Here is a 12,625-nt window from a genome sequence, read left to right on the forward strand (position 1 = left end):
ACTAGATTAAAATGGCCGATACCAAGTATATATTTGTTACAGGAGGTGTATCTTCTTCCCTTGGAAAAGGGATTATAGCAGCTTCTTTAGCAAAATTGTTGCAGGCACGGGGATTTAAAACAACTATTCAGAAACTGGATCCTTACATCAATGTAGATCCCGGAACCCTAAATCCATACGAGCACGGAGAATGTTATGTAACTGAAGATGGCGCTGAGACCGATCTTGATCTTGGTCATTATGAACGTTTTTTAAACGTAAATACCTCACAGGCGAATAATGTAACTACCGGAAGAATTTATCAAAGCGTGATCGAAAAAGAACGCCGTGGTGAATTCCTTGGAAAAACTGTTCAGGTAGTTCCTCATATTACCAATGAGATCAAGGAAAGAATCCAGATTCTTGGTAAGAATGGAGATTACGATATCGTAATTACTGAAATTGGTGGTACCGTTGGTGATATTGAATCATTGCCATATATCGAAGCAGTTAGGCAGTTAAAATGGGAATTAGGCGACGATAATGCGCTTGTAATTCATCTTACTCTCGTGCCATATCTTTCGGCAGCAGGAGAACTTAAAACCAAGCCAACTCAGCATAGCGTAAAAACTTTAATGGAAAGTGGTATCAAGGCAGATATTCTTGTTTGCCGTACAGAGCATGAACTTTCAGATGATATTCGTAGGAAATTAGCCATATTCTGTAACGTTAGACAGGAAGCGGTAATTCAAAGTATTGATGCACCAACCATCTATGATGTTCCTAATATGATGCTGAAGGAAGGTCTCGATACAGTTACGCTTAAAAAGCTATCTTTACCAGATGACAGCACTCCAAATCTTGACGGCTGGAACCAATTCCTACAAAGACATAAAAATCCGAAGGCTGAAGTTCATATCGGATTGATCGGAAAATATGTCGAGCTTCAGGATTCTTATAAATCTATCCTGGAAGCCTTCATACATGCCGGAGCCGAGAATGAAGTATATGTTAATGTTGAATACATTCATTCAGAGTTCATTAATGACAGTACGATTCATAATAAAATAAGCCATCTTGACGGAGTATTAGTTGCTCCCGGATTTGGTGAAAGAGGAATTGAAGGAAAGATTGACGCGGTTAGATATGCGCGTGAAAACGACCTCCCATTTCTTGGAATTTGCCTTGGAATGCAAATGGCGGTAATAGAATTCGCTAGAAATGTACTGCAATTAAAAGGTGCAAATTCAACTGAAATGGATGCTGAAACAAAGCATCCCGTGATAGATCTAATGGAGGCCCAGAAAGAGGTTACCCATAAAGGAGGAACAATGAGACTTGGAGCTTGGGATTGTGAGCTTACTAAAGATTCTATAATTCATAAGGTATATGGTGAAGATATGATTAAGGAACGTCATCGCCATCGTTACGAATACAATAACAAATACAAAGAACAATTGGAAAATGCTGGTATGTTGAGTACCGGTATAAATCCGGAAACCGGACTTGTTGAGATCATAGAACTTAAAGATCATCCATGGTTTGTTGGTGTTCAATACCACCCGGAATATAAAAGCACCGTGGCCAATCCACATCCGCTATTTGTTTCTTTTGTAAAAGCTGCACACGAACATTCCGTAAAACAGAAAAATGCCAAGATGGCACAGAAATAGAAATTGGTCGTTTTTTTGACCAGAGGAAGAACAAGCAAAATTAAATAATGGAAGAAAAGAAAATAGACGTTCAATCTATAATTGGATTTATACTTATTGGAGGTATTCTTTTATGGATGCTCTACAACAACACTCCTGATGAAACTGCTGCGGAAGATCCAGCAACGACCGAGAAGGTTGAACAGGCCTCAGATAATGAACAAAACATTGCCGAAGAACCGGAAACCAGACAGGTTAATGATTCTACAGCACTTGCAGATGCTCAACGACGTTTAGGAGCCTTTGGATATTCAGAAACTCTAAGTTCAGCTCAGGGAGGAAAAACTACAATTTCCAATGATGTTCTTGAACTGAAAATTTCAAATAAAGGTGGTTATATTGCAGAAGCCCGCCTTAAGAACTTCAAAACTTTTGATTCTATTCCCGTGCACCTTATTAAGGATGGGAATGCTTCATTAAATATGAGCTTTAATACTACCGATGGTAGAACTTTAAATACTGAAAATCTTTTCTTTGAACCCGAATTAACCGAAAGTAATGGAAACCAGATCCTATCTATGAAATTAAAGGTTTCTGAAGATGAGTATCTGGAGTACAGATACGCTATGCGACCGGGAGAATATATGCTGGATTTCAGCATTCGTTCTCAGGGATTGACGGGTGTTTTGAATTCTTCAGCAACTCCTACCCTGGATTGGAAATTGAAAGGTTACCGACATGCCAAAAGTATCTCTTACGAAAACCGTTATACCGATCTTATCTATGAATATGATGGTGGTGATGATGGAAGTGTTTCAAGTGGTGATGAGGAAGAAGAAGATATTTCGTATATCGCTTACAGACAGCATTTCTTTACTTCTATCTTACTAACAGACAATCCTTTTAAAACAAGTAATTTCGAAGTAGAAAATCTTGTTGATGACGAAGAGGTTGATACCGTTTTCACAAAGACCTTTGCTTCAACCATTCCATTAGAATTAAAGGCTGGTGAACTTAATTATAGTATGAACTGGTATTACGGACCTTCAGATTATAAAATACTGAATGACTATGATCGTAATCTTGACGAGATTATTCCATTAGGTTGGGGAATCTTCGGATGGATCAACAAATATCTTTTCATTCCTTTCTTTGCATTTTTAGCTGGCGTACTTCCAAGCTACGGTCTGGCTATTATCGCAATGACCATTGTAGTTAGAATTGTATTATCGCCGGTTACTTATAAGTCTTACCTGTCTCAGGCGAAGATGAAGATCCTTAGACCGGAGATCAACGAACTTAATGAGAAGTATAAGGATAACGCGATGAAGAAGCAGCAGGAAACCATGAAGCTTTATAGCAAGGCGGGAGCCAGCCCTATGAGTGGATGTTTACCCGCGCTGATGCAAATACCAGTATTTTATGCTTTGTTCCAGTTCTTCCCGAGTGCTTTTCAATTAAGACAGAAAAGCTTCCTTTGGGCAGATGACCTTTCGAGTTATGATGTTGTCGCTGAACTACCATTCCATATTTGGTTTTACGGAGATCACGTTAGTTTATTCCCAATTTTAGCTTCAATTGCCATCTTCATTTATATGATGATGACCACGGGGCAGAATATGCAGGCTAATCAGCAGCCGGGAATGCCGAACATGAAATTCTTAATGTATTTATCTCCTCTTGTAATGTTGATCTTCTTCAACAACTATGCGAGTGGACTGTCATTGTATTATTTCACATCCAACCTTATTACTATCGGGATCATGTTAGTGATCAAATATGCGATCATCGATGAGGATAAAATTCACGCGAAGATCCAGGAGAATAAGAAAAAGCCTAAAAAGCAGAATAAGTTTACAAGAAAGTTCCAGGAAATGATGGAACAAGCTGAAGAACAGCAGAAAAAACAAAAGAAGTAATATTAAAAAAGCCCGGTTCTCACCGGGCTTTTTAATTCATCAATTATAAATACATCTAATTATTCCAGGGTTGGTAATAATACCATATCAATAACATGAATAACTCCGTTGGTTGCCTGGACATTAGGAGCTGTTACCGTAGCCATTCTTTCATTAACATCGGTTATCGTAACATTCTCACCAACACCAACGCTTACATCTTCTCCCTGTAACGTAGTTACCATCATTCCATCAGATAATTCATCAGATGTCACATTACTTTCAGTAATCACGTGGTATTGCAATACTGCGGCCAGGGTTTCAGAATCCAGGTCTCCAAGACCTGTTATCTCCAATTCTTCTAAAAGAGCTGCAAAGGCATCATCTGTTGGGGCAAAAATGGTGAATGGTGCAGGTGACTCTGTAGATTGTAAGGTTGCTACAAGTTCTTCCATGGTAAGAGCTTCAGCAAGAATAGAAAACGTAGGATCGGCAGCAGCAAATGTGGTAACATCTGGTAAACCAATTACAGCATCAACGGCATGTATTACTCCATTATCCACTTCATTATCTGCGGAAGTAACTGTACTCATTCCATTTAGTGTAACTCCTTCTGAAGTATTAACATACAAACTTACATTTTCGCCATCTGGCCCAGCTTCCGCCATACTGTCTATGTATCCTGTAGTTAGATCTGCAGACATTACAATTCCAGTTTGAACATGATTCATTAGAACAAGAGTTAGTAAATCTACTGGCACGTCATCTAATGATTCGAAACCATAAGTTTCCAGAAATGCGTCAAAAGCAGCGTTATTTGGGGCAAATACGGTATATTCAGTATCACCGTCCAGGGTTTCTACCAAACCTGCAGCTTCCAGTGCTGCTCCTAAAGAAGAATAATCATCATTCCCAGTTACAAAATCTACAATTGTATTACTTTGTTCACCGTCGTCAGTCGGTTCTGGCTCTGGCTCCGGTTCAGGCTGTGGATCCGGTGTTATGGTCTCCATCTCACCACCAGGGTTAAAAAGGTCATCTTCACTACAAGCTCCTAAAGAAAAAGCCACGAGAAACGCTAGAAATGTTAACTTGGCATTTTTAAAAATAAAATCCATAATTCGAAGTTTTAATTACTTATTAGTTTTTGATTTTTATTAAAGATAAAACCAAAGTCAAATTATTTTTGTTTAATAATTGTTAATTATGTTTAAACAGACTGTTTTTTTAACATTAATGTGCTTATTTTCAGTTATTTGCACTTCTCAAGAGAATAAATTTGATGATCAGGGCCGCCGAAATGGCCCCTGGAAAGTGAATTTTGAGGGTACAGATAAACCTAAATTTGAGGGTACTTTTCAGCATGGAAAAGAAACCGGAATCTTTAAATTTTATAAAAAAGGATTTTATGACCATCCTACTGCAATCATGGATTTTAATAAGGAAAATGATTCAGTCCACGTAACTTATTTCACTCAACAGGGAAAATCCATCAGCGAAGGCATGATGCTTGATAAAAAGAGGGAGGGAGAATGGTTGTATTACCACCAGAAATCTGATAGCATCATGATGACCGAGATGTATAAAAATGATAAACTGAATGGTTTACAGGAAACATTCTATAAAAACGGTGAGCTTGCAGAAAAAACTCATTACGTAAACGGACTTAAAGATGGAGCCAGTTGCATATATGCAGGAAATGGGCAGGTTACCAAAGAATTGAATTATAAGAATGGTGAACTAAGTGGTAAAGCCGTTTATTATAATGCTGATGGAACCAAAATACGTGAAGGTTTTTATACAAATGGAAAGAAATCTGGTCACTGGAAATTTTTCTCAGAAGGCAAACTAGAGTCCGAAGAGGATTATGAATAAATGAATATATTTGATTAACTAAAAAATTTACTTATGAAAAAGTTTTTAATTCTATTTATGTCAATTGCCCTATTCACTGCATGCAGTGATGACGATTCAAATTCAGATGGTAATATTGTGGGAACCTGGTTACTTGTAGAAGCAAATAATATCCCAGGGTACACGGTTAATGATTGTACAGGTCAGTCTACGATTACTTTCAATTCAGATAACACTGCATCTTCTACCTTCTACTCTAATGTTGAGGGTGAATGTGTATCAAATGATGATACTGGTAACTGGAGTAATTCTACGGCCAATCAATATACGATTGAGGTTCCTGGCCTGGGAGATTTACAGGGAACAGTGAATTTTAACGGTTCCAGGTTTACATTTATTCCAAATGATTTTCCTGCTTCCAGTCTTACGTTCGAAAGAAATTAGAAGTATTATATACGAATTTAAAGGTGGCTTTCGCCACCTTTTTTTATTTCGTAATTTTGTGCGCGCTTATCCGACTCTTTAAGCGATCATTGAAGAAGAATAAATATTGAATAATGAAAAAAGTTGTTGTCGGTTTATCTGGAGGAGTAGATTCAAGTGTTTCAGCCTATCTGTTAAAGGAACAGGGTTATGAAGTGATCGGGCTGTTTATGAAGAACTGGCATGATGATTCCGTGACCATTTCTGATGAATGTCCGTGGCTTGATGATAGTAATGATGCTATGATGGTAGCCGATAAATTGGGTATACCGTTTCAAACGGTAGATCTTAGCGAACAATACAAAGAACGTATCGTAGATTACATGTTCAATGAATATGAAAAAGGTCGGACTCCAAATCCTGATGTACTTTGTAACAGAGAGATCAAATTTGATGTTTTCATGAAGATCGCATTATCCCTGGGTGCAGATTATGTCGCTACAGGTCATTATTGCCGAAAAGGACAGTTTGAAAAAGACGGAGAAACAGTTTATCAATTATTATCCGGAAAAGACAACAACAAAGATCAGTCTTATTTTCTTTGCCAGTTAACTCAGGAGCAACTTTCTAAAACGCTCTTCCCTATTGGCGAATTACAGAAGTCTGAAGTGAGAAAGATCGCTGCAGAACAAAATCTTGTCACTGCAGAAAAGAAAGATTCTCAGGGACTTTGCTTTATTGGCAAAGTAAGACTTCCAGATTTCCTTCAGCAAAAATTAAAACCGAAAGAAGGCGTAATTGTAGAAGTTCCTGCTGAAAATTACAATTTTGTGGAAGAAGAGCCTAGCTTTCATTCTAAAATTGATCAGCTAAGGCATCTTTCCAAAAAGTTCAGCTATCAGCAAAATGATGGTAAGATCGTTGGTAAACACCAGGGTGCTCACTATTTTACTAAAGGTCAGCGTAAAGGTCTGGCTGTTGGTGGAACTCCAGAACCGTTATTTGTAATAGATACCGACGTTGAAGAAAATGTGATTTACACCGGACAGGGAAAAGATCATCCCGGTATTTATCGCCAGGGTTTATTTATAGCTCAGGACGAAGTACACTGGGTACGAAAGGATCTGGCTATAGAAAACGATGAAGAGTTACGACTAAAAGCTCGAATAAGGTATCGCCAGCCATTGCAAGACGCTACCCTTCATCAAACCGAAAATGGAATGTACGTGATCTTTGACGAACCACAAGCCTCTATTACAGAAGGACAATTCGTAGCCTGGTATAAGAATGAAGAATTATTAGGTTCGGGAGTTATTTCGTAAATTGAAATTTCAGAGCTCCACTCATGAAAAGACTGCTTTTCTTATTCCTTTTTATAACCTGTATCTCTTATTCTCAGGAGGAACATGCATGGGTATATTTTAAAGATAAAGCAAATGTTGAGGCAGCGCTTGACAATCCTTCTTCGATTTTAAGTCAGAAAGCTATTCAGCGTAAACAATTACGGAATACTCCAATTGATGAAAGGGATGTTCCGGTGAATGAAGAATATATTTCCACGATAAAATCACAGGATGGAATTACAGTAAAGGCAAAATCTAAATGGCTAAACTGTGTTCATGTTCTGGGCTCAGCAGAAAATATTTCAAAACTGGAAACCCTTGATTTTGTTTCCGCAATTGAATTTGCCGGAGAGCATAATAATGATCGCTCAATGCTTGAGCAGAAGCAAAGCAGAAATAAACTTGAGAACCTGGTAGATTATGAGTACGGTCTTGCATCTAATCAAACTCTGATGCTGAATACTAATTACCTGCATGAAAATGATCTAACGGGACAAGGTATAACCGTCGCCGTTATAGATGCAGGCTTTCCAAACGTGAATAGCCTGGCTGCTTTTAGTCAGCTAAGAAGCGATGGGCGCCTTTTAGGCGGATATGATTTTCCGAACAGATCTAGTGATTTCAGTAATCCTGCCTTAAGCAATCATGGAACTTTAGTTCTATCAACAATGACTGCATATATAGATGGCAAATATGTTGGTACTGCTCCAAAGTCATCCTATTATTTGTTCCGAACAGAGATTGCACCTACAGAAACTCCTGTTGAGGAAACTTACTGGGTAGAAGCTGCTGAAAGAGCTGATAGTTTAGGAGTAGACGTCATCAACACTTCATTAGGCTATACACTATTTGATGATAGTAAATATAGTTACGCTCCGGAAGACATGGACGGGGAAACGGCTTTTATATCCAGAGGGGCGAACATAGCCACAGAAAAAGGATTACTGGTGGTAGTTTCCGCAGGAAATCGCGGTGATGAATCTTATTTTAAAAATATTGGTGCACCCTCTGATGCTAATGTTCTAAGCATTGGTGCTGTAGACAAAAATAGAAATTATGCCTTTTTTAGCTCCATTGGTCCTTCGGCAGATGGAAGGATAAAACCAGATCTTGCTGCACAGGGATTGGATATCATATCGATAGACCAGTTTGATAATCTGGTGCAGGGATCGGGAACTTCATTTGCATCGCCAATACTTGCAGGTTCTATAGCAAGCTTCTGGCAGGCAGATCCTAGTCTTACTAATTTAGAAGTTATGGATCTGTTAAAAGCTTCCGCCAGTCAGTTTGAAAATCCGGATTTTAAACTTGGTTATGGAATCCCAAATTTTAAAAAAGCACTGGATGCGCTTACTGATTTAGAAGAGGATGTTGATGAGGAAAAATTAAATATTGACGAACTTTTAATTTATCAAAACCCTGTTTACAACCTGTTAAGATTCAATAACCCTACACAAGGTACTTACGATATTACATTATTCGATACCATAGGCCAAATAGTTCTACAAAAGAAAAATGTTCAGGAAGAAATTGATCTTTCAGGTTTTTCAAGAGGAATTTATATTGCTATGTTTGAACAGAATAATACTCGCGAATCCTTTCTTATCATTAAAAAATAATGCCTACCATTACTAATAGAATCACTAAGCTTTTTAATATTGAATATCCTTTAATCCAGGCAGGAATGATCTGGGCCAGCGGATGGAAACTTGCCAGTGCGGTATCTAATGCCGGCGGACTTGGAATTATAGGTTCCGGTTCTATGTACCCCGAGATCCTCAGAGAGCATATTCAAAAATGTAAAAAAGCAACGAATAAACCTTTTGCTGTAAATGTCCCTATGCTTTATCCTGAGATCGATAAGATCATAGAGATCATTATCGAAGAAGGAGTGGAAATCGTATTTACATCTGCAGGTAATCCAAAGACCTGGACCAAGCATTTACAGGAACACGGAATAAAAGTAGTTCATGTGGTAAGCAGTCTTAAATTCGCTTTAAAATCTGAAGAGGCTGGCGTTGACGCGGTCGTTGCCGAAGGTTTTGAAGCAGGTGGACATAATGGTAGAGACGAGACCACTACTTTCACGCTTATCCCCATGGTTAAGGAAAAGATCTCAATTCCATTGATCGCTGCAGGAGGAATTGCCACCGGAAGGGGCATGCTGGCCGCGATGGTTCTGGGCGCAGATGCTGTTCAAATTGGAAGTAGATTTGTCGCAAGCCCTGAAGCTTCTTCTCACAAGAATTTCAAGGATATGGTGGTTAATGCCAAAGAAGGTGATACTGTGCTTACTTTAAAAGAACTTGCTCCGGTGAGGCTTCTTAAAAACAAATTCTATGAGGATGTTCAAAGTTTGTACTCCAAATCGCCGAGCAAGGAAGAACTTATTGAACTTTTAGGACGAGCGCGAGCCAAAAAAGGGATGTTTGAAGGAGACCTTGAAGAAGGTGAACTGGAAATTGGTCAGATCTCTGGTTTAATTCACGAAATAAAACCTGCGGCAGAAATCGTTGAAGAGATCATTTCAGAATTTGAAGAAGTAAAAAAAGAAATTGCCCAGCTTTAGAGAGCGTAATCCTGAAGTTTAAATAATTCTTCAGCTACGAAATGCCTCCATTTTAATTCAGCAGTTTTATTCTCACTGTGAGCGGTTTCTTTATCAAACCTGTTCTGCATGGCCACTCGATCTGATTCTACAACATTGTAAAGTCTTTTCAGATCCTGGCGAATATTACGTCCTATCTCATAAGATTCCAGGATCTTCCTAAGTTTCCTGGCATGTAATTCAGAAATATCAAAATGTAACTGCTCATGAGCCAGCAGATATTCTTCATTCTGAATATCTTTCACCCAGGATAAATTAGGATAGAAATTCGTGTAAACTTCATGCTGAAACTCAGGTATTCCAGAAGCAGTGCTATAATTCCAGCTATAACCTATACCTGAATTGGTATTTGCAGAATAGGCAATGCTATTGTCGGGTTCAGCCTTAAAATCTTCCCAGCTTAATTGTCGGTTTTCATGCCATTTTATCTTAGGTTGTTCCTCCTGACCAAAGGCTGAAACAAATGAAAAAAATAAAATTATAAGGCCTTTGCTTTTCATGAATATTGAAAAGAAATGTTCTTTATGATATCTGGATGCAAGCTTTGTAGCACAGGGCAGGTCTTGCCAGTATTTTCAAGTATTTTAGTATTTTTCTCATCATAGGTTTTAGGAAAACTTATAGACACATCTATCTGTGAAATCCTTCTAGGATCAGAAGCCATGGTTTTTGTAACCTCAGCAGTAGCTCCATCCATATCAAGACCCAAGCTTTCTGCTTTAATTCCCATAACCGTAAGCATACATGTTGCCAGTGCATTTGCTACCGTATCTGTCGGAGAAAATGCTTCACCTTTTCCATGATTATCTACAGGTGCATCTGTGATCATTTTTGAACCACTCTGCAAATGTTCAGATTCAGTTCTAAGGCTGCCTAAATATTTAACTTTTGATGTCATCAGCTTCGGTAATGGTTAGATCCTCATTTAACTGAAGAATATAGATAGCGTCATTGGTGAATCCACCTTCCGCATTCGGCATATAATGAAATTTGCTTTCGTAATATTCCGTGTATCCAGGATACTTTTCAAACGATTCATATAGATCTTCAGCAGAAGCCAGTCTTAAAAGAACATCTAATGTAAGATCATATCCTCTTAAGGCATACTTGTTAGGCTCGATTTTAAATCTTTCCTCGTAATCTTCAATAAAAGCTTCGGAAATTTCGCTATCGTATTCCTTATCTACGGAAGGATAACGGAATTTTAATTTTCCAAGGTGATTATTAGAAATGATATCGCTCTCGTAAGCATTATTCTTATTCGTAGTAAGCAACGTAATATCATGATTTCTTGCCAGTCTGTTCAGCGCTGAAGTAGTACTGCTTACCAAATTGATATTTTCTGATTCCAGAATTACCCAGTTTTCACCTGCCGTCATCATTTCAGCCAGTTTTCCTTCAGAAACAAAATTGTTACTTGGGTTGATATTTCTTGCCGAAGGTAAAACTCCGTTCAATTCATTTTTGACCTGGAATGATTTTCCGTCGGCAATGATAATCACATTCTTACCAGCTGCATTTCTGGAAAGGTAATCGAACATTGCCTTCTTGGTTAATTCATCTCCAGGATTAGACTGGAAAAGATTTCGGTAGCCACGCATCGTTCTATTAGATAGCGGATTGATCACAGGAACATTTTTGCTTTCTAATCTCTGTGCAGCAACTTCAGTAGTTTCCTGTAGCAGCGGACCAATTACAGCATCTACATTATCAAAGTTATTTGAAGCGATGATGCTGGTTACATTTCCTGTATTTCTATCTGTATCATAAACCTTTAAATTAGTAGAGATACCCATAGATTTGGCCTTATCTACAGCCATTAGAACTCCACTATAAAAATCCAGGGAAATTCTAACTACTCTTTCATTTAGAATCGTATTTCTGTAAGTAGGTAATGAATCTGCATCGATCTTATTCAAATGATAAGGCAACATAAGAACGATCTCCTTAGTACTGCGATTATCTATAGATCGGCTAAGATCCATTTTGGTATCTGCATTTTCACCTCTACCCGTGTAAGCTTCATCGTCTATTTCTTCCCCGTCGCTATTTTTCTTCGGAACTTTAAGCACCATCCCGAATTTTAAACCTTCTTTTAGTGCAGGATTAAGTTGTTTTAAAGAATCCTGACTAACGCCAAAACGTTCAGATAAGCTATATAATGTTTCCTGAGGTTTTACTTCGTAGAATCTGAACCTTTCATCTGTAATAATTACAGGCTCATCGTCCAGAACATTTGTTCCAACACGAATCATCATACCCGGTTGCAAAACTTCTACTCTGGGATTCAATCCTTCAAGTTCCTTAACGGTCATCCCATACTTTCTGGCGATTCCGTATTTCGTTTCCTTAGGTAAAACAATATGCTCTCTGGTACTGGTAATTTGCTTTGCCGGTGAATCATTATTAACGGCAGGACGCTGTACTGGAGTATTCTGCTCCACCACACTGGTTGAATTGGATGTACTTCCTGAAGGAATTCTAATGGTCTCTCCCATTTGTAATTCCTTTGCGTAAAGCTGTTTGTTATATCTTTTTAAGTCATCTATACTAACATTATACTGCTTGGAAAGACTATATAGAGTTTCTTTCTTTTTAACAGTATGCTCTACAAATTGCGTTGAGCTAGAAGATGTACTTTCATTGGTATTCCCTTCACTTACCGGAATAACCAGTTTTTCATTTACTCCAATACCTTCCCGTGCATTCGGGTTGTATTTGTAAATATCTTCCTCATCGATACTATAGCTTTGAGAAATACTAAAAACGGTCTCTCCCTTTTTTACAGTGTGATATTTATAGGACTGCGCATTTGCGGAAGTCGAATAAATTTGAAAAAGAAAACATATTACAAATAGGTACTTCATT

11 protein-coding genes are annotated in these 12,625 nt (G+C 38.1%); 7 read left to right on the plus strand and 4 right to left on the minus strand.

Annotated elements, in window-relative coordinates; translation table 11 throughout:
• Positions 1 to 11: 11 nt before the first annotated feature.
• A complete protein-coding gene (locus RE431_RS08875) occupies positions 12 to 1,652 on the plus strand; it encodes a CTP synthase (protein ID WP_309561630.1) in 1,641 nt (546 codons plus the stop codon).
• Positions 1,653 to 1,699: 47 nt separating this feature from the next.
• Positions 1,700 to 3,550, plus strand: coding sequence for a membrane protein insertase YidC (gene yidC / locus RE431_RS08880; protein ID WP_309561631.1), 1,851 nt, complete (start codon positions 1,700 to 1,702; stop codon positions 3,548 to 3,550).
• Positions 3,551 to 3,609: 59 nt separating this feature from the next.
• Here yidC and RE431_RS08885 read toward each other — a convergent pair whose 3' ends face one another.
• Entirely contained in the window at positions 3,610 to 4,647 is a 1,038-nt protein-coding gene (locus RE431_RS08885; protein ID WP_309561632.1) for a fasciclin domain-containing protein, read from the minus strand.
• Between the two features lie 88 nt (positions 4,648 to 4,735).
• On the opposite strand from RE431_RS08885, the gene RE431_RS08890 reads away from it, so the two are divergent.
• From RE431_RS08890 to RE431_RS08910, 5 genes are all read left to right on the plus strand, one after another.
• Positions 4,736 to 5,404 (plus strand): toxin-antitoxin system YwqK family antitoxin, encoded by a 669-nt coding sequence (locus RE431_RS08890; protein ID WP_309561633.1) that lies wholly within the window; start codon positions 4,736 to 4,738, stop codon positions 5,402 to 5,404.
• 33 nt (positions 5,405 to 5,437) lie between these two features.
• Entirely contained in the window at positions 5,438 to 5,827 is a 390-nt protein-coding gene (locus RE431_RS08895; protein ID WP_309561634.1) for a lipocalin-like domain-containing protein, read from the plus strand.
• Between the two features lie 113 nt (positions 5,828 to 5,940).
• On the plus strand, positions 5,941 to 7,128 hold the full coding sequence (gene mnmA, locus RE431_RS08900) for a tRNA 2-thiouridine(34) synthase MnmA (protein ID WP_309561635.1): 1,188 nt from the start codon (positions 5,941 to 5,943) through the stop codon (positions 7,126 to 7,128).
• A gap of 23 nt (positions 7,129 to 7,151) precedes the next feature.
• Positions 7,152 to 8,768, plus strand: a complete 1,617-nt coding sequence (locus tag RE431_RS08905; RefSeq protein WP_309561636.1) for a S8 family serine peptidase — start codon at positions 7,152 to 7,154, stop codon at positions 8,766 to 8,768.
• Entirely contained in the window at positions 8,768 to 9,718 is a 951-nt protein-coding gene (locus RE431_RS08910) for an NAD(P)H-dependent flavin oxidoreductase (RefSeq protein ID WP_309561637.1), read from the plus strand. The genes RE431_RS08905 and RE431_RS08910 overlap by 1 nt, the downstream gene beginning before the upstream one ends.
• On the opposite strand, the gene RE431_RS08915 is transcribed toward RE431_RS08910, so the two are convergent.
• The 3 genes from RE431_RS08915 to RE431_RS08925 are packed head-to-tail and all read right to left on the minus strand — an operon-like array spanning position 9,715 to position 12,624.
• Positions 9,715 to 10,257, minus strand: coding sequence for a DUF922 domain-containing protein (locus RE431_RS08915; protein WP_309561638.1), 543 nt, complete (start codon positions 10,255 to 10,257; stop codon positions 9,715 to 9,717). The genes RE431_RS08910 and RE431_RS08915 overlap by 4 nt on opposite strands.
• The gene (locus RE431_RS08920) at positions 10,254 to 10,655 is read right to left on the minus strand and encodes an OsmC family protein (protein ID WP_309561639.1); all 402 of its coding nucleotides are present in this window, start codon (positions 10,653 to 10,655) and stop codon (positions 10,254 to 10,256) included. Before RE431_RS08920 ends, RE431_RS08915 begins: the two co-directional genes overlap by 4 nt.
• Positions 10,639 to 12,624, minus strand: coding sequence for a LysM peptidoglycan-binding domain-containing protein (locus RE431_RS08925; protein ID WP_309561640.1), 1,986 nt, complete (start codon positions 12,622 to 12,624; stop codon positions 10,639 to 10,641). Before RE431_RS08925 ends, RE431_RS08920 begins: the two co-directional genes overlap by 17 nt.
• Position 12,625: the final 1 nt, after the last annotated feature.

The sequence above is a fragment of the Christiangramia sediminicola genome, assembly GCF_031344135.1.
Classification (GTDB): domain Bacteria; phylum Bacteroidota; class Bacteroidia; order Flavobacteriales; family Flavobacteriaceae; genus Christiangramia; species Christiangramia sediminicola.

Bases quoted from the DNA above. Each gene is read 5' to 3' on its own strand.
- RE431_RS08915 (WP_309561638.1), bottom strand. From the start codon at position 10,257: ATGAAAAGCAAAGGCCTTATAATTTTATTTTTTTCATTTGTTTCAGCC.
- RE431_RS08920 (WP_309561639.1), bottom strand. From the start codon at position 10,655: ATGACATCAAAAGTTAAATATTTAGGCAGCCTTAGAACTGAATCTGAA.
- RE431_RS08905 (WP_309561636.1), top strand. From the start codon at position 7,152: ATGAAAAGACTGCTTTTCTTATTCCTTTTTATAACCTGTATCTCTTAT.
- RE431_RS08895 (WP_309561634.1), top strand. From the start codon at position 5,438: ATGAAAAAGTTTTTAATTCTATTTATGTCAATTGCCCTATTCACTGCA.
- mnmA (WP_309561635.1), top strand. From the start codon at position 5,941: ATGAAAAAAGTTGTTGTCGGTTTATCTGGAGGAGTAGATTCAAGTGTT.
- RE431_RS08885 (WP_309561632.1), bottom strand. From the start codon at position 4,647: ATGGATTTTATTTTTAAAAATGCCAAGTTAACATTTCTAGCGTTTCTC.
- RE431_RS08925 (WP_309561640.1), bottom strand. From the start codon at position 12,624: ATGAAGTACCTATTTGTAATATGTTTTCTTTTTCAAATTTATTCGACT.
- yidC (WP_309561631.1), top strand. From the start codon at position 1,700: ATGGAAGAAAAGAAAATAGACGTTCAATCTATAATTGGATTTATACTT.
- RE431_RS08890 (WP_309561633.1), top strand. From the start codon at position 4,736: ATGTTTAAACAGACTGTTTTTTTAACATTAATGTGCTTATTTTCAGTT.
- RE431_RS08910 (WP_309561637.1), top strand. From the start codon at position 8,768: ATGCCTACCATTACTAATAGAATCACTAAGCTTTTTAATATTGAATAT.
- RE431_RS08875 (WP_309561630.1), top strand. From the start codon at position 12: ATGGCCGATACCAAGTATATATTTGTTACAGGAGGTGTATCTTCTTCC.